Here is a 17558-nt window from a genome sequence, read left to right as displayed (position 1 = left end):
ATGTCGCACCGGCCCGATCGCATAGCCCTCACCACGGACCTCTCCATCAGCCGCCTCATCTGCGGGCTTTGGCAGGTTGCCGACATCGAGAAAAACGGCATGATAATCGATCCCGACCAAGGCGCCGATGCGCTTGACGCCTATGCGCGCGACGGGTTCGACACATTCGACATGGCGGATCACTACGGTTCGGCCGAGCTGATCACCGGACGCCTGCTGGCGCGGTATGACAGCGCCAGACCGGTTGCCTTCACCAAATGGTGCCCCGARCCGGGTCCGATGACCGCGGATGTGGTGCGTGGTGGCGTCGAGGAACGCCTGGCCCGGCTTGGTGTCGACAAGGTCGATTTGCTTCAGTTCCATTGGTGGAGCTTCGAACATCCAGCCTGGCTCGACGCCCTGCATGAAATGCAGCGTCTGCGGGAAGAAGGCCTGATCGGTGCGTTGGGGCTTACCAATTTTGATGCTGGGCATCTGGCGCTGGCCCTGGCCGACGGCATCGAGATCGCCACCAATCAGGTTTCATTTTCGCTGGTCGATCGCCGGGCGGCAGGGGCCTTGTCGGATCTCTGCGCCAAAACCGGCGTCAAGCTGCTGGCCTATGGCACGCTTTGCGGGGGCTTCCTCTCCGAGAAATGGCTTATTCAACCGGAACCCACTGATATCGCCGACTGGAGCCGCTCGAAGTACAAGCGCTTTATCGATACCGCCGGTGGCTGGGAGGCGTTTCAAGGTATTTTGCGCGCGGCCTCCGGCATCGCGGCCAAGCACAAGGTCTCGATCTCGAATGTCGCCAGTCGCTGGGTTCTTGAACATCCGGCCGTCGCCGCCACCATTGTTGGCGCGCGGATTGGGGAAAACGAGCATCGCGACGACAATCTCAAGGTATTTTCCTTCGCGCTGGACGGCGAGGACCACGCAGCCCTTAATGCCGCCTTTGCGGCTACGCAACCCATTCCCGGCGACTGCGGCGACGAATATCGCAAGCCGCCTTTCCTGACGGCATCGGGCGATCTCAGCCACCATCTGGACGCCATCCCTTCGATCTACACCGCAGTCCGGGTGCCCGGCAGGCCGGGCCGTTCGCGCGTATCGTCGGGCAGCATCTGGGAGCCGATGGCCGGCTACAGCCGCGCGGTCCGGATCGGCAACCGTATCCTCGTCTCCGGCACCACCGCGACCCATGGCGCGGACCGCTGCGTCGCACCCGGCGATGCCGGTGCGCAGGCCACTTACATTCTCGACAAGATCGCAGCGTCCATTTCGGCACTTGGCGGCAGCATCGAAGACGTGATCCGCACCCGTATCTATCTGCGCGACGGAAACCAGTGGGAACCCGTTTCCCGGGCCCATGGCCGTGCCTTTTCATCCATCCTGCCCGCCAATACGCTCATCGAGGCCGGAAACCTGATTGGGGACTACGAGGTTGAAATCGAGGCGGAAGCAGTCTGCGACTGAGTGCAGGCAACATAAATCGGGCTGGGCGCTAACTTGCGCGTACCACAGAAACCGTTTCCGTTCAGGCGGTCGCCAGCAGATGACGGGCCGTGAACATGTCCAGGTGCCCACCGCCGACATTCTTGTCGACGGCGATATCTATGAGCCACGTACCAATGCTTTCCTGCCCACGGTCGTCATCGATATCATCCAGCAGGCCGTGGCTGCTGTTGAGAATGGCTTACAAAGGCGCTCACCTATAGACTTGGAGAGACCGCCACAAGGCGATCTTTCTGCCATGGCGGGCGTGGCGAAGCCGGCGTCCTTCTGACTCAGCGACTAGCGCGCGTTGAGGAGAATCGAACCAACCCCACCTTTAACTATTCACTAAATCATTGAAAACACACGCCTGAGGCGTCGTCCAGTTTATGGAACTATTTGCCGCCGGCCGCAATCTCCGGGTCCCAAAAGGCGAAAGATCTGAGCCTTGACCTTTTTATCTCACCTAAATTCCCAAGGGCACGAGCACGCAGTTGCGCCCCCATGGAAAGCGAACTGACGAGTTGGGCCAATTCTGGCAGCCGGGCAGACCGGAACATTGTCCAAAATACCTGAATAACCATTCTCCGGTATCGGTAGAGATTTCCGCTGCCCGGCTGGTCCTGCAGCATGGAGTGACGATTATTGTCCATGCTGTGAGGCGTCTTAGCGTACGAAGAAGGTAACGCTGCCGTCGGCGGCCTGTTCGGCGTCAACGATATTRTMGACTTTTACATCATCCTGATTCAGCTTGCGAACAAGGTCCTTGTTTTCGCTGATCGAGGCTCGGATCGCACGCAACTGGTTGTCCGTGCGGCCCGTTGCGGAGAGACCGCGGGTCTCATGTTCCGGATCGTTGTCCCAGTTTCCGACGTAACGAAGATTGAAGTCGGAATTGAAGGCACGAAGGGTCTGGGCAATTTCGGGGGCTGTGTTCATCGCGATGCTTTCGGCACGGCTGACGCCGGCCAGAGCCAGAGATGCAAAGGCTGCAACAAAGGCAATCTTGAATCTGCTGTTCATCTTAATTCTCCTTTAGGGTTGATCCACCTCAATCATGGTCGACAATTGATGGTGGGGAGACCATCAACTACCGRCCGTCTTGGGCAACGGTCAGACGATMGCCCGAAAACGGCAGTTCGAAAATCAGACCCCTGTTCAGGCTTCTTCAGACCTATGTTTAGGTGGAATTCCAACATTTGCCATGACTGTGACAAACTTGGGTTGCACGTGCCGAGCGATGATCAGCGAAAGCAAGAAGCGGACAAAGAAGGTTTGCTAAGGATAATGCTGAGGTACCCACCGATTCAGACGGTTCTGTACCGGGAAGCTGGTTGCAATCATTGATACAAGTATGGTTCACCAGCCCTGTCTCGATCGAGTAGAACCTGCGGTCATCAAAGGTGGAATCCATAGCGATGTATCCGGGAACCTGCGCCTGCCCGTACAGCACGGATCGCCCTGGGCGGTCGTACGGCCGCCGCAGTGCTGACAGCAAAGGCGGCGGATATGCGCCACTTTGTTACCCGCAGGATATATCGGCGGGCATGATTGCGAATTTCAGGATGCAGGCGAACCGGTAGGCGGTGGCATTGGCGCGTAGCCTCACCTAACGTCATTTGTCAGGATCCGGATCAAGCGCTCACGCGCCGTCTCCTGAATGCGTTCTGTGCGGGTGAAGAGTAACGTCCGCTGAAACGATCGGCGCTCCAAACGGGCAAGCTGCAATGCAGGCGCACTTCCGATCCGAAGGATCGTCAAAAGAAGAGGAAGCATATCGGAGCTTTCAGCATCGCGGCGCGCGCCCAGCGCGGGAAAGCGGTAATTCGCGTCACACGAGGCGTGATGAAGGCAGCCCCAGGAGCTTGAGCGTAGGCGATCCAAAGGACCAGCGGGACTGACTGCCCCACGACCGAGTGTTCCGCAAGCGGGGCGGACTCGCGATAGTCCGAACCCTCGTAGCGAACGACCGGCCGCCCCCTCCCCTCACCTGCCCGGCCGCAAGCACCGGCTCTGGCAGCAACGCGTCGAAGGGCGGGAGCAAGCCGCTTGCAGACGTCGCGGGGTTGGCGAGCGCAATTCGGGATCAGTCGCCGAGGCGCGTTCAGTGGAAGCAGAGAATATTGGGATTTGTGCTTGCACTGGTTGTCGTATGGTCGCAAAGCCATGTTGTAACGCGCCGCAAGGCCGCAAACGACATCGACTTGTTTAAATTCGGAAAACGAAAGTCTCTCTATGCCTCTCCAGCTTTCCCTGCCCCGTGACCGAATTTCCGTGCTTCTGCTTGAAGGCATCAGCCAGAGCGCCGTGGACTATTTTTCGTCTTGCGGATACACCAACCTCGTGCATCTGCCGAAAGCGCTTGATGACAGGGATCTCAAGAGCCATATCGCCGATGCGCACATCATCGGCATTCGTTCCCGAACGCAGCTGACAGAAGAGATTTTCGAATCTGCCAAGAAGCTGATTGCCGTCGGCTGTTTTTCCGTCGGCACGAACCAGGTCGATCTGGAAGCGGCACGCCGCCGCGGGATTCCGGTGTTTAACGCGCCTTATTCGAACACGCGCTCGGTGGCCGAACTTGTGATCGGCGAGATCATCATGCTGACGCGGCAGATCTTCCCACGCTCGGCGTCTGCACATCAGGGCGGATGGGAGAAATCTGCTGTCGGCAGCCGCGAAGTCCGCGGAAAAACCCTCGGCATCGTCGGCTACGGCAATATCGGCTCGCAGCTGAGTGCTCTTGCGGAAAGCATGGGCATGTTGGTGCGTTATTTCGATCTCTCCGATAGGCTGCGCCGCGGCAATTCGGAATCGATGGCTTCGCTCGGCGAGCTTCTCGAAATCTCGGATTATGTGACGATGCACGTTCCGGAAACGCCATCGACGCACAATRTGATCACCGAAACCGAACTGCGCCGTATGAAGAAAGGCGCCATATTCATCAACAATTCCCGCGGGACAGTTGTCGATCTCGACGCGCTTGCGATAGTCTTGAGAGAGGGCCATCTGGCAGGTGCTGCGGTCGATGTTTTTCCCAAGGAGCCGGCATCGAACAGTGAGCGTTTCGAGACGCCGCTGCAGGGCTTGAGCAATGTCATTCTGACACCGCATATCGGCGGCTCGACAGAAGAGGCCCAGGAGCGCATCGGCGGAGAAGTTTCCAGAAAGCTGGTCGAATATTCCGACATCGGCTCAACGATGGGCGCCGTCAACTTTCCGCAGGTCCAGTTGCCTGAACGGCCGAACGGTACGCGGTTTATCCATGTTCATGAAAACCGCCCCGGCATGCTCATCCAGTTGAACGAGATCTTMGCGTCACGTGGGCTGAATATCGTCGCCGAATTCCTACAGACCCATGGCGATACGGGTTATGTGGTCATCGAAGTCGAGGATGTGTCCCTTGCAGCCGACGAAATCAGTCAGGCACTACGCGAGATCCCGGGRACGATCAGAACGCGTTTACTCTATTGACGCACCAAACAACAGTACATTGCCATTGAGACCTCCAGAATGCAACACGCAACGTCCGCATTGCGCGGTGGGGTCAACTGATCGCTGCAACACACTCTGCAAACCTTTCCGCGGGCGTCGTTTTGGGCGCGTTTCGCCCGAATTCGATGGACAGCTTGTAGCTGATCACCTTTGCCGATCCTTCGTGGCGAGCAGGCTCCGGACACGCTGACCGCGGATGTCGTCCCAGTTTTATCCGTCGAGGCGATGATTGGTCGATGCCTTGCTACGCGAAACCTTATTTTCCAGCATTTGCGCCTTAGAAGGGCGCTGGCGCGCATTCGGCGCTTGGGATAACCAGAGCCCCTGCAGGGCCATCAATCGCGCTCCGCAGACTCGCATTTCATTCATAAAACACGCATGCAAATGGCCCTTTTCTCACCCATCCTTATCCGTAAACACCATCAAATGGTCTGAAAAATCGATGGCTAAGCAGCGAAGGTCTATCCCGTCCCCTCGCCAAAAAACCGATTGGCTACGCCGCTTTTCGACCGACGAATCCTCGGAATAACCTAAGGATGGATCATTGGGTGCACCATCTGACCTTCCATTTCGGTTCGGCCATGCCCATCTCAATTTGAAACGGCATGGATATGCGTCTGCTGGGCGATTTGCTGCTTCTCGCGGATGAGATCCAGGAAGGCGCGCTCATCCAGGTTTTCGGCATCAAGCCCGTCCCAGTCGAGCGCCGTCTGCATCAGCGCCATATCCATAAGGCGCGCGAGATCCATGAGCTGCAATGATGAAGCACTGTCTCTTGCTGCTGAAATGAGGCGGAAGAGCCGCAGGAATCCCACTGGCTCATTGCTGTCAATCACATCAGGAATCGCGTCGGCCATCGCCTTAATTTGCCTCCAAGCTTGGCAAAGGTTCGAGATCGAGCAGGCCCGCCTGCATCGCTCCCGAAACGGAATATTGAATCGGATCTCGTCAGAGCCAAAACGCTAACACACCCCAAGAGTTGCGTAAATAACTGAATTATCTGGATTTAGACCTAAAAATTTCTGCCATTTCCTTAACTTAATTGATCTCTCGAGGCGAGATAGAACACCTCTGCGGTAGTATTGCAGACTATTCTGTGATCAAAATTGGCGTTTGCGATCGTTAAACTGCGACTTCTCAGCGCCGATAAGCTGCCATTCTTCAGCAATTGCCCGTAATCCCCGATCAAGTATATTGTTGCGCCTCCACTAATACGCGAGGCGGTCGTGAACAAACCCTTCCCTCCTCTTCCGTTCGGCAGCGAACGCGCCGATCTGGATAAATCCCCACTTGAGATCAGGGGCCTGCTTTCGCAGCCGATCTGGCGCGAGCTCAGAACCTTTCTGGCCGTCGCCAAAAGCCCCTCCTTTGCTCAGGCCGCGGAACTGCTCGGCACCAGTGCGCCGACCGTGAGCCGCGATGTGAAACGCCTCCAGGACCAGATCGGCTCGCAACTCGTTATCTCGACCTTTTCCGGCGTCACACTCACGGAAACCGGCCGCAAGCTCGCCATCCAGGTCGCAGAGCTCGATTTCCAGCTGTTTGCCCTTTCCAACGACCTGAAGGATGAGATGGACGCCGTCACCGGGCGGRTCGCCGTCAGCGTGACCTCCGGTCTTGCCGTCGCCATCGTCGCTCCTGCGGTGCCCCGGCTGAACGACAGCTATCCGCGCCTCAATCTCGACATCCGGGAACAGGTGTCGCTCGTCAATTTCGAGAAGAACCAGGCCGACTTGATGATCTCGCTGTCTCCGATCTCAAGAGCAGATGTCGATTGCGTCGAGATCGGCACTCTTCATCTCATTCCGGTTGCCAGCCGTGACTATCTGAAGAAATCCGGCGTTCCGCAGCGGCAATTCGTTTCCCAGCATGTCTATGTGCAGTGCAACTACTATGCCTCAGAACGCGAAATCTGGGACGGCTGGCGCGGCCTTGTCGAAGCCGGCCACCAGACCCACAACTGCGAGAACTCGCTCGCCTACTACGCCCTCGTTCGTAACGGCGCCGGCGTCGGGCTGCTCGGCAACTATGTCCTGGCCGATCCCGAGCTGGTGCCGCTTGAGCTTGGGGTTCATGTCGCCCTGCCGATCTATCTGATTTCTGTTGCCAATCGCCGGCAATCGAGACCGGTTGCCGCCGTCTATGACTGGATCGTCGATATTTTCAGGACTAACCCGTCATTCGGTACGGGATTGACCTTCCCGTCGGGGCGGCACGAGCAAGAAGAAAGCCTCCGCAAGATGCTTGAAACTATCGCCCCTCCGCCGCCTTCACAATTTGGCTGAGTTCTTCCGAGATCGAAAGATAGGCATTCGCGACATCCTCGAGGAAGCCGGCGAGCTCGATCGGCTGGACCGTCGGATCATTGACGAGACGACGCACCATTTCGGTGTGCAGTCTCGTGCGGGCCAGGATTTCCTCCTGCAGCGCCGCCGTTACGGATCTGTCACCCTTATTCCTCAAACCTGCCATGATCATGCCGTCTCAAACGAACTCGGCGCGTCCCACTGACCTTCGATGCGCAACAGCAATGCACTGCTGCTTTCCATGGTAATCGGGTCAGACGAGGCGGGGATTGTGCCGACCACCGTCAGATAAGGCTCCGGATGGCCGGCGATCTCCACAGGAGGGCTGTCGACGATCTCCAGGTCGAACAAAATGGTCCACAAGCGCGCGAGGCGTTGCTCGGCCTGGGTCAGAACCTTCGTGTAGCCCTTGCGCGCCACGTGATCGAAAGTCATCTGAATGCAACGCTTAACCGTAAAAGGGTGTCGGTACTTTTCGCGGAAGCAGGTTCGTTCATACTTGGCAAAGTCGGCAAACCAGCGGATGCGAAGAGAACCAACCGGCTCTTCGCCATCATAAAAGACGAAATGCGTGGCCTGGTGATCATTGCCATCGAAGATGAAGGAGGGCGAGATACCGTGCTCATGGACAAAGCAGATGCTTCTGAGGATCATCGCATCCCGGACATGGTCCGGGGTCGTTGCCACTTGGCATCGAAGATTGGGATATTTGTTCACCATCGGTCGGCCTCGTTGTCTGTGCAACCCACTTCAACTCCAGAACGTCTGCGAAGCGAAGGACGAAGATTTCAGGGGGGATTTCAAAAATGACGGGCCTTGCCAATCCGATGGCAACCATCATCGCTCTCTGCGCCGAAGGCGCGCGCCGGTTTGGCGACGACCCACGGGCCATTACCAGCTTCGTTGAAAATGAAATCGCCCGTCTGTCGGAGACAGAACAGCGGCAGCTCAAAGAACAACTGACGTTATTGACCGATGGAGGTGGATCTCAAAAGCCGATCATGTAAAGACAACTCCCAACAGTTTGCATTTGCGGAAGTATTCTTAAGGATAGGCATGAAAGATCAGGAACTGAATTTGGCAATCGGCCAAAGACTACGCTCCGTGCGCGCCGCGCGCGGCGTCACCCAAAGCGAACTGGCCGCGCATATCGGCGTCGCGTTTCAGCAGATTCAGAAATACGAGAATGGCACAAACCGCCTCTCCGTCGCCGTCATGCTGCGGTTGTGCAGCTTCATGAAGGTGGATGCCAGCTGGTTCGTCAACGGCGTCGAAACTGCGGCGGGGGCTGGTGCCGAGGACGAGGCAGCCTATCTTGCCAAGAAAATCGGGCGCATCTCCGATGAGACGATCCGGCGCAACCTGACGATGCTGATCCACTCCCTGGCCGTCGCCGATGGAGCGAACTGACGCGTCAAACAGCCGAACCAACGGCGATCCGCCTGGCTTCGGCTCAGCGCTGACTGACCTGATAAGGCGAAAGTCAGTCGCGCAAAATGCGCAGCGGATTTGCGATAACGACATGCGGAAAACAAAGGCTTGAAGCGGGGCAAAGCGAACTTGAAAGATCGCGCCAGTATTTAGGCCTTCTGAGCGGCCTCGCAGGCAAGCTGCGAGGCCTAACGGTCATGGAGAACCTCAGGCAGCGTTCGGATAACGCGCGGCATACCAGGTCCTGAACAGGCGGTACTGGTTTTCGAGGTGGCGGCGCTGCGAACCGCTAAGCTTGTCGGTCTCGTTGAAATGCAGCGAGTATTCCTTCTCGCCGTTCAGCACCATCAGATACTTGTAGTGCAAAACGAGGTCCGGGCCTTCGTCATAGGTCGACAGAACCGTCAGCGCTTCTTCGAGTTCGCGTGCGGCGCCGCGGGCAGCCGCATCACCCTTGGCGGCCTTTTCGCRGAGCGAGACGAGATGCAGGACTTCCTTCGGCAGCGCATTGCCGATGCCGGTGATGGCACCGCCTGCACCGCAATTGACGAAACCATGATAGACACCGGTATCGACTCCAACCATCAGCGTCAGCGCATCATCGCCCGACGTGATGTTTTCGGCAGCGTAGGTCATATCGTTCTTGCCGCCGAATTCCTTGAAGCCGACGAGGTTGGCAAAGCGCGAACGCAGATCGAAGAACAGGTCAGCGCGGGTCGCAAAGCCATAATAGGGGCTGTTGTAGATGACAGCCGGGAGATCCCTTGCAGCTTCGAGGATCGCCGAGAAATGATCCCGCTGGGCCGAAGCCGACGAGCCGCGCGACAGGACGCGTGGGATGACCATCAGGCCCTTGGCGCCGACGGCAGCAGCATGGGCGGCATGGGCAACGGCCGACTTTGTGTTGACGGCGCCGGTACCGACGATGACGGGAACGCCCGCTTCGACGAGGCGCTTGACGCCCTCCTGGCGCTGCTCGTCCGTCAAAAGCGGCCAGTCGCCCATCGAACCGCAATAGACGACGGCGGACATGCCGAGGTCGATCAGCTCCTTGCCTTTACGGGCAAGCGCATCGAAGTCAGGGGTACGATCATCCTTGCACGGCGTCATGAGCGCCGGGATGCAGCCTTGGAATACGGAACCAGTCATCGCCAATCTCTCTTTATTTGGAAAAATCCCCGAACGGCGGGGTTGATGAGCCATTTACCACCCTGCCGACTTCTTGTCGACAAGAAAAATACAGGCGACGACTTTCCTTCGATGCCAAGCAAAGCACCGCTGCGATAGTGCGAGCCTGTATGAGGCTGCTAGAGCGCCAACCTGGCGTTCTGGCGAGAGTCGGCGGTAATGTAGGAGCGGATTTGGCCGACGATCTGATCAGCGTGGGCAGATGCCAGGCTATCAGCGAGTGCCACGTCACGATTGATGATCGCCTGGATCATCTCTTCATGCTCGCCGACATATTGCCGTGGCAGCACATCGTTGAAGGAAGAATAGTACAGCCTCAGAATGCGGCGGCCTTCATCGAGAAGGCGGGTGAAAAGTTCGACGTAATAGCGGTTCCGGCCGGCCTGGGCGATCGCGATATGAAAATCTCGGTTGGTCGAAATCATGCCGAGCACATCGCGGTTGGTGACGGCAACCTCGAAGGCTTTCTGCTGAACGCGGATGACGGCGATATCGCCTTCAGCATGATTGGCAGCCGCAAGCCGCGTCGTGACCCGATACATCAGCGTCAACGCATCGAAAAATTCGGGCAGACCGAGGAAATCGATGTTCGAGACAATCGTCGCCCGGTTGGTAAGCGTCGTGATCAGCCCTTCGGCGGCGAGCCGTACGAGCGCTTCGCGGATCGGCGTCCGCGACAACGCAAACCGATCGGACAATTGCTGCTCATCGATCGGGCTGCCCGGCGGCAGCTTCAGCTCGATGATCTCATTTCTAAGCGTCTCGTAGACCGTCGATACGCCAGAGCCGCGCCGATGCGTCTGCAGTTTTTCGCTCTCGTCCACGCGTCCATTGTCCTTCAAGCAGCCGAGTCTACATCTCGTTACTAGCGAATCCGCAAAAGGACTTCAAACTGAATATACTTTCTGTCGGCAGACGGAATTTTGAGTCTTGCTTCTTGCGGCGAGACAATCGCGGGGCCTACTCCTGCTTTCCCGGCTTGCCGACACGCAGAGCGTCACTCAATTCCATCCGGGCCGTGCCGATCAGCTGCTCCATCGCAAAGCGCGCCGCGTCGGGGCGGCGCATGCGGATGGCGTCGAGTACATCCTGATGCCGGGCGATCGCATAGTCGTGGCTCTGGCTTGCCCGGTTGGTCAGGCGGAAGCTTGCCAGCAACGCAGCCCGGATCGCTGTGGCGAACTGGCGGAAGACCCAGTTGCCGCTGGCATTGATGATGGCGGTGTGGAATTCGAGATCCGCCTGGCTCCAGGCCTCGTTGTCGCGGGCGTTGGCAGCCACCATGTCCTCGAAGGCTTCGGCGATCTGGGCGAGCTGTTTGGCAGTGGCGTTCGCCGCCGCCTGTGCGGCAGCTGCCGGCTCCAGCAGCTGGCGGGCATCGAGGAGCGAATCGTAGAAACCGCGGTCGTCGCTGAATTCGAGCGTCGCATCAAGAACCATCGGATCGAGATAATTCCAGTTCTCACGCGGCAGCACACTGGTGCCGGCGCGCGTGCGGGAGCGGATCATGCCGAGCGCCGACAGATATTGCATGGCCTCCCGAAGACTGGTGCGGCTGACACCATAGACTTCGGAAAGCTCCGCTTCGTTCGGAAGCAGCGAGCCTTCGGCAATGTCGCCGGATACGATCTGTCCGACGAGCTTCTTCAACAGCTCCTCGCGCACGGTGCGCCGCCCCTGTTCGGGCTTCGCCACCGCGCTTCCTGTTCGCAGAAGTCCCGATCGAGTGCTCATAACGTCTCCCGTTCCACTGGCCTTGCTGTCACCATGAGCAGCGCCATGCTTTCTCATCAATGGACAACCGCGGGCTCAGCGAGCTTCTCCCAAGAAAACTGATCGTCACGCGCGACTGCCGCGCCCGGCGGCCGACGAGCGCATATTGTCGAGCAGGACGGCGATCAGAAGAATAAGACCGCGCACCACATATTGATAGAAGGCCTGGATGTTGAGCAGGTTCATGACGTTTTCGGCAATGCCCATGATGAGCACGCCGACGATCACGCCGGTCATCGCAGCACGCCCGCCGGCAAGCGACACGCCGCCGAGCACGCAGGCCGAGATAACGGACAGTTCCAGGCCGGTCGCCGCATTCGGCTGGCCCGACGTGATGCGCGAGGCAAGCAGAATGCCGGCGATGGCGCAGACGAGGCCCTGCAGCGCAAAGATCCAGATGCGCATGGTGACGACGTTGACCCCGGCGAGACGCGAGGCCTCCGGATTGCCGCCGATTGCCAGCGTATTCTTGCCGAAGACGGTGCGGTTCAGCACGAAGCCGAAGACGATGAAGAGCAGCAGCATGATCCAGATCGGCGTCGGCACCGTCAGAAAACGCGACAGCGCCAGCTGATAGAAGGCCGGATCATTGATGCCGACGGCGCGGCCATCCGAGGCGATCAGCGCCAGGCCGCGGACGATCTGCATCGTCGCGAGCGTGGTGATCAGCGCGTTGATGCGGAAGCGGGCGATGACCACGCCGTTGACGGCGCCGACGAGGGCGCCGCAGACGAGAGCCGCGAGCAGGCCGAGGGGAATGGAGCCGGTAGAATTCGACACCATGACGGCGATCATGCCMGAGAAGGCAACGGTCGAGCCGACGGAAAGGTCGAAGTCGCGCGAGGCGAGGCAGAACATCATCGTGCAGGCGACGATGCCGATTGTTACCACGGACTGTAAGAGACCCAGCATGTTGCGTTCAGTCAGGAAGCTCGGCACGGTCAGCGAGACAATCACGAAGGCGATCGCGAAGATCACCACCAGACCCTGTTCGCCAAGAAGGATTTTTTTCAACGCGTTCATGAATGCTGTTCCTGAATTAGATTGTGCCGGCAGCGTTCTTGTCGGGCAGCGCCGCGGTCAGAATGCTGCGTTCGTCGAAATCGGCGCGCGCCACATCGGCAGCGACGCGGCCCTGGCACATGATCATGATGCGATCGGAAATGCCCATGACCTCGGGAAGCTCACTGGAGATGACGACGATCGCCATKCCGCCCGCCGCCAGCTCATAGAGGATTTCATAGATCTCCGACTTGGCGCCGACATCGATACCGCGCGTCGGCTCGTCGATGACCAGCACCTTGACGCCCTGCTCCGACAGCCAGCGGCCGAGAATGACCTTCTGCTGGTTGCCGCCGGAGAGATTGATGATGTCCTGCTTGCGCGAGGGCGTGCGCACCCTGAGCTTGGCGATGAACTGATCGGCGACGGCGGCTTCCTTCTTCGGGTTCAGCACGCCGAAGGGCGAGAAATGCCGGCGCGAGGAGATTGCGATATTCTCCTCGATCGACCGGCCCTGGATGATGCCGTCGAGCTTGCGGTCCTCGGGGCAGAGCACCATGCCGGCATTAATCGCCGCCTTCGGATTATTGGGAGAAACGGCAACGCCGTCGATCGCAACAGTGCCTCGATGGCGGTGGTCGGCGCCGTAGAGCAGCCGCGCCATCTCGCTTCGCCCGGCACCGATCAGGCCGAAGAAGCCGAGGATTTCGCCCCTGCGGACGGAGAAGCTGATTGGATTGCGCAGCCTGGACCCGGAGAGGGTCTTGACCTCAAGGCGCATGTCGCCGAGTGGCCGCTCGCGCCAGCCCCAGATATTGCTGATCTCGCGCCCGACCATTTCGGCGATGATCTGTTCGCGCGTCGTCTCGGCGACCTTGGGATGATGGGCGGCAAGTTTGCCGTCGCGCAACACCGTCAGGCTGTCGCAGAGACGGAAGATCTCGTCGAGGCGATGGGAGACGTAAAGAATGACCGTGCCTTTTGCCTTCAACCTGCCGATCAGCGAGAAGAGGATTTCGCTTTCGCGCGAGGACAAGGACGAGGTCGGCTCGTCGAGCGCGATGACCCGGGCGTCGAGCATGACGGCCTTGGCGATCTCCACCATCTGACGGGCGCCGATCGAAAGCGCGGACACTTTTACCGAGGGATCGACGTCGATACCAATCTCGTCAAGCTTGGCGCGAACGGTCTCGATCAGCGTCTTGCCGTTGATGACGCCAGCCTTGCCGGGAAAGCGCCMGAGCCAGAGGTTTTCGGCAACGGTCAGTTCCGGAACGAGCTGCAGCTCCTGATGGATGACGATGACGCCGGCATGGAATGCATCGCGGACAGAGCTGTATTTCTGCTCGACGCCGTCGATGAGAATGCTGCCTTCATCGGCTGACTGATCGCCAGAGAGCACGCGGATCAGGGTGGATTTGCCGGCGCCGTTTTCTCCCATCAGCCCGTGCACGGCGCCCTTTTCGACGCCGAAGGAGACGTTCGACAGCGCCTGGACGCCCGGATAGCCCTTGGAAATGGTCTTGAATTCGAGGAAAGCCATCATCGCTCCGTCGAGAATGAACCCGGCGGCCTCAAATGCCGCCGGGATGAAGTCATCATGGGAGGATGATTATTCGATGCCGAGGTCCTTGCGAACCTTTTCATAGTCGCCGCGCAGCGCAAGCGAACCCGACGTCAGCGTCACCTTTGCCGGCTCCTTGCCGTTGGCGATCCAGTCATACATGTTGAGCGCGGTTTCATAACCGTGACGCTTCGGCGAGATGATGACGGTGCCGAAAAAGCCGGTCGCAGAAGGCTTCTTGAACTMGTTGATTGCCGATTCCGCACCGCCGATGCCCACGCCGATCATGTTGTCGGCCGGAATCCCGACCGATTCCGAGGCGCGCACGGCACCGAGCACGGCTTCGTCGTTGAGGCCAAAGGCAATCCAGTTTTTCACGTCGGCGTGCTTGTTGAGAACGGTCGTGGCGGCGTTGAGCGCTGCTTCCGTATCGGTCTTTGCCTGCGGTGCGTCATAGATGTTTTCGGCCGGGAAACCGGCTGCCTTCAGCACCGAGATCGCGCCTTCGACGCGGTCCACAGCAGTCGGCAGCTGGTCGTAGGAGACGCGGATCGCGCCGACAGTCTTCAGGTCCCAGCCGCGCTTCTTGATTTCATCGATAATTGCCTGGCCGACGCCCTCGCCGATCTTCGTGGCGGAAATGCCCATGTGCGGCACGTCTTCCAGCGGCTTGCCTTCGGCGTCGACCAGACGGTCGTCGACCGTCATCAGCTTCAGCTGGTTGGCAGCGGCCTTGGCGACGATGCCGGGACCGAGCTTGACGTCAGGCGTGCAGATGATGAAGCCCTGAGCGCCCTGCGCCCCGAGATTATCGATCGCCGACTGGACCTTCTCGCCGTCTTCGGCGCCGATCTTGACGACGGTGAAACCCTTTTCCTTGGCGGCCTGGTCGGCGAACTTCCATTCGTCCTGGAACCACGGCTCTTCCGGCTGCTTGACGATGAAACCGATCTTGACATCCTCCGCCAAGACGGAGCCGGCAGCCAGAACGGCAAAGGCGCCAGCGAGGATGGCTGCTTTGAAGAAGCGCATAATCTCTCTCCCTAAAATCTCGATCTGCCGCTCACTCGGCAGCAGTCATTGAATAAAAAGAAACATCATACCAGTCAAGATTTGTGTATGATTATTTACGTGATTCATTGGGTGAAAAGTCTAGTGAATTCACGCCGGCGCGGATTAACGCGACGGAATCAGCGAAACCAGAACCCAGACGCCGCCGGGATTGGCAAAATAAATCCTATATATATTGACATTCAATCGACCGATAATAGGGTGCCGCCACAGTCCGGATCAGCTTCGATCCGTGGGAAGGTATTGCTTCATGGCCATCACCGATTTGCTGGACGGTGCACTTTCGGCCCGTGTTTCTAGGCCATATCCCGATCACAAGAGAACGAGCATAAAGAGGAGCCAGACGATGCCAAACCGCCTTTCCGGAAAACGGGTCTTCATCACCGGGGCAGCGCAAGGGATCGGACAGGCGATCGCCGAAGCTTTTGCGGCCGAGGATGCCCGCCTCTTCCTCGTCGACCGCGATGAGAAGCTACTCGAAGAGACAGCCACTGCACTCGCATCGAAGGGCACGCAACTTGGCTATCAGGCGGCCGACATCACCGATGCTTCGGTTATAAAGGCGGCCGTTGCAAAGGCGGAAGAGCAGATCGGCAGCATCAATGCTCTCGTCAACAATGCCGGCGTCAACGTTTTTGCCGAACCCTTGCAGACGACAGACGAAGAGTGGCAGCGCTGCTTCGACATCAATCTCAAGGGCGCCTGGCACTGCTGCCGTTCGGTTCTGCCTCAGATGATTTCAGGAGGCGGCGGGGTGATCCTCAACATCGCCTCGACGCACGCCTTCACCATCATTCCCCACACCTTCCCCTACCCGCTCGCCAAACATGCGCTGCTCGGCATGACCAAGTCTCTCGGCATCGAATATGCGCCGCAAAACGTGCGGGTGAATGCGATTGCGCCCGGCTACGTCTCGACCCAGAAGGTCATCGATTACTGGAACAGCTTCCCCGATCCGGAAAAGGCCAAGGCCGAAACGATGAAGCTGCATCCGGGCGGGCGGATCGCCACGCCGCAGGAAATCGCCATGGCCGCGGTCTTCATGATCTCTGACGAGTGCACCTTCATGAATGCCACCTGCCTGACGATCGACGGTGGCTTGAGCGTCATGCAGCATCAATAACAGCGGGTCTTTTCTCCTCTCTCCAGGGCCTCAGAGTGCGGGCGCTCACAGCCATTGTCTAGTTTTTGCGCAGCAGCATTACTTGACACAATTTTGGGCGATCCATAGAGTTTTATCCATCTGGTAAAAAAGAGGGGAACTCATGAAAAATCAGATCACTATCTCCCGTCGTACGGTGCTCGCCTCCGGCATGGCACTCGGCGCGACCGCCTTTGCACCCAGGCTCTGGGCGCAGGAAAAACTGAAAGTTGCCGGCATTCATGCCTCGCCGGTGGAAAATGCCTGGAATTCCTGTCTGCACAAAGCGCTGCAGAATGCTGCTTCCGAAGGCGTGATCGACTATGTCTTCTCCGAAGGCGTTTCGGGCACCGACTATCCGCGCGCCATGCGCGAATATGCCGAGCAGGGCTCAGCTCTGATCGTCGGCGAAGCCTATGCCGTCGAGCGTGAAGCCCGACAGGTTGCCGCCGACTATCCGAAAACCGCTTTCATGCTGGGCTCGAGCGGCGAAGCATCAGGCGACAATTTCGGCGTCTTCGGCACCTGGAACCATGACGGCGCCTACCTCGCCGGCATGCTGGCCGGCAAGATGACGAAGTCAGGCATCGTCGGCTCGGTCGGCGCGCTGCCGATCCCTGAAGTCAATATGCTGATGAATGCCTTTGCGGCCGGCGTGAAGGAGGTCCGCCCGGATGCAAAGCATCTGGTCGCCTTCATCGGCACCTTCTTCGATCCGCCGAAGGCGCGCGAAGCGGGCCTCGCCCAGATCGATGCCGGCGCCGACATCCTGTTCGGCGAACGTATCGGCACGGCGGATGCCGCCAAGGAGCGCGGCATCAAGTCCGTTGGCTCGCTGATCGACTATACGCCGCGATATCAGGACACCGTCTTTGCCAACGCCATCTGGGGCTTCCGCCCGATCCTCAATGCCGCGATCGCCGATGTGAAGGCCGGCAAGCCGACCGGCAACAACTACACGCGCTTCGGCCTGATGAAGGAAGGCGGCAGCGATATCGTCTACGTCAAGGGCGTCGCACCCGCAGAAGCCGAAGCGGCGATGGAGGCCAAGCGCGCCGCCATCAAGTCCGGCGCCTTCGAAGTGCCCATCATGCCCGAGGAGCCGAAATAA

At 58.8% G+C, this 17558-nt stretch carries 18 protein-coding genes; 8 read left to right on the top strand and 10 right to left on the bottom strand.

The window, feature by feature from the left end:
- Together AC1DNW_RS22170 and AC1DNW_RS22165 are read left to right on the top strand one after the other, a co-directional pair.
- Positions 1-1458 carry an aldo/keto reductase gene (locus tag AC1DNW_RS22170; RefSeq protein ID WP_477854380.1) on the top strand — a complete coding sequence of 486 codons (1458 nt, stop codon included), beginning with the start codon at positions 1-3 and terminating at the stop codon, positions 1456-1458.
- Positions 1459-1537: 79 nt separating this feature from the next.
- The gene (locus tag AC1DNW_RS22165) at positions 1538-1768 is read left to right on the top strand and encodes a hypothetical protein (protein WP_477854379.1); all 231 of its coding nucleotides are present in this window, start codon (positions 1538-1540) and stop codon (positions 1766-1768) included.
- 374 nt (positions 1769-2142) lie between these two features.
- Here the strand turns inward: AC1DNW_RS22165 and AC1DNW_RS22160 are convergent, their stop codons facing one another.
- Complete coding sequence (locus AC1DNW_RS22160; protein ID WP_477854378.1) at positions 2143-2499, bottom strand: hypothetical protein; 357 nt, start codon at positions 2497-2499, stop codon at positions 2143-2145.
- 1212 nt (positions 2500-3711) lie between these two features.
- Between AC1DNW_RS22160 and serA the strand changes: the two genes are divergently transcribed.
- Entirely contained in the window at positions 3712-4950 is a 1239-nt protein-coding gene (gene serA, locus AC1DNW_RS22155; RefSeq protein ID WP_477854377.1) for a phosphoglycerate dehydrogenase, read from the top strand.
- Positions 4951-5561: 611 nt separating this feature from the next.
- Here serA and AC1DNW_RS22150 read toward each other — a convergent pair.
- Entirely contained in the window at positions 5562-5828 is a 267-nt protein-coding gene (locus AC1DNW_RS22150) for a hypothetical protein (protein WP_477854376.1), read from the bottom strand.
- Between the two features lie 369 nt (positions 5829-6197).
- On the opposite strand from AC1DNW_RS22150, the gene AC1DNW_RS22145 reads away from it, so the two are divergent.
- Entirely contained in the window at positions 6198-7256 is a 1059-nt protein-coding gene (locus tag AC1DNW_RS22145) for a LysR family transcriptional regulator (RefSeq protein WP_477854375.1), read from the top strand.
- Here AC1DNW_RS22145 and AC1DNW_RS22140 read toward each other — a convergent pair.
- The gene (locus AC1DNW_RS22140) at positions 7222-7443 is read right to left on the bottom strand and encodes a hypothetical protein (protein WP_477854374.1); all 222 of its coding nucleotides are present in this window, start codon (positions 7441-7443) and stop codon (positions 7222-7224) included. The two genes, AC1DNW_RS22145 and AC1DNW_RS22140, sit on opposite strands and share 35 nt — an antisense overlap.
- A 2-nt stretch (positions 7444-7445) precedes the next feature.
- Entirely contained in the window at positions 7446-7997 is a 552-nt protein-coding gene (locus AC1DNW_RS22135; protein ID WP_115039001.1) for a hypothetical protein, read from the bottom strand.
- Between the two features lie 86 nt (positions 7998-8083).
- Here AC1DNW_RS22135 and AC1DNW_RS22130 point away from each other — a divergent pair, with 86 nt between their 5' ends.
- Positions 8084-8284, top strand: a complete 201-nt coding sequence (locus AC1DNW_RS22130; protein WP_477854373.1) for a hypothetical protein — start codon at positions 8084-8086, stop codon at positions 8282-8284.
- Positions 8253-8687, top strand: a complete 435-nt coding sequence (locus tag AC1DNW_RS22125; protein ID WP_477854372.1) for a helix-turn-helix domain-containing protein — start codon at positions 8253-8255, stop codon at positions 8685-8687. Before AC1DNW_RS22130 ends, AC1DNW_RS22125 begins: the two co-directional genes overlap by 32 nt.
- A gap of 228 nt (positions 8688-8915) precedes the next feature.
- Here the strand turns inward: AC1DNW_RS22125 and AC1DNW_RS22120 are convergent, their stop codons facing one another.
- From AC1DNW_RS22120 to AC1DNW_RS22095, 6 genes are all read right to left on the bottom strand, one after another.
- Entirely contained in the window at positions 8916-9857 is a 942-nt protein-coding gene (locus AC1DNW_RS22120; RefSeq protein ID WP_477854371.1) for a dihydrodipicolinate synthase family protein, read from the bottom strand.
- A gap of 158 nt (positions 9858-10015) precedes the next feature.
- Positions 10016-10720 (bottom strand): GntR family transcriptional regulator, encoded by a 705-nt coding sequence (locus tag AC1DNW_RS22115; protein ID WP_477854370.1) that lies wholly within the window; start codon positions 10718-10720, stop codon positions 10016-10018.
- A 136-nt stretch (positions 10721-10856) separates the two neighbouring features.
- Positions 10857-11630, bottom strand: coding sequence for a FadR/GntR family transcriptional regulator (locus AC1DNW_RS22110; RefSeq protein ID WP_477854369.1), 774 nt, complete (start codon positions 11628-11630; stop codon positions 10857-10859).
- Positions 11631-11735: 105 nt separating this feature from the next.
- Positions 11736-12692 carry an L-arabinose ABC transporter permease AraH gene (gene araH, locus AC1DNW_RS22105; protein WP_477854368.1) on the bottom strand — a complete coding sequence of 319 codons (957 nt, stop codon included), beginning with the start codon at positions 12690-12692 and terminating at the stop codon, positions 11736-11738.
- A gap of 16 nt (positions 12693-12708) precedes the next feature.
- Positions 12709-14214 carry an L-arabinose ABC transporter ATP-binding protein AraG gene (araG, locus tag AC1DNW_RS22100; RefSeq protein ID WP_477854399.1) on the bottom strand — a complete coding sequence of 502 codons (1506 nt, stop codon included), beginning with the start codon at positions 14212-14214 and terminating at the stop codon, positions 12709-12711.
- A gap of 69 nt (positions 14215-14283) precedes the next feature.
- Complete coding sequence (locus AC1DNW_RS22095; RefSeq protein ID WP_477854367.1) at positions 14284-15267, bottom strand: arabinose ABC transporter substrate-binding protein; 984 nt, start codon at positions 15265-15267, stop codon at positions 14284-14286.
- 385 nt (positions 15268-15652) lie between these two features.
- On the opposite strand from AC1DNW_RS22095, the gene AC1DNW_RS22090 reads away from it, so the two are divergent.
- Together AC1DNW_RS22090 and AC1DNW_RS22085 are read left to right on the top strand one after the other, a co-directional pair.
- Positions 15653-16429 carry an SDR family oxidoreductase gene (locus tag AC1DNW_RS22090; protein WP_477854366.1) on the top strand — a complete coding sequence of 259 codons (777 nt, stop codon included), beginning with the start codon at positions 15653-15655 and terminating at the stop codon, positions 16427-16429.
- Between the two features lie 142 nt (positions 16430-16571).
- Positions 16572-17558, top strand: coding sequence for a BMP family protein (locus tag AC1DNW_RS22085; protein WP_477854365.1), 987 nt, complete (start codon positions 16572-16574; stop codon positions 17556-17558).

This window comes from Rhizobium sp. 05L429, from assembly GCF_056397645.1.
This window is presented reverse-complemented; position numbering and strand designations above follow the sequence as displayed.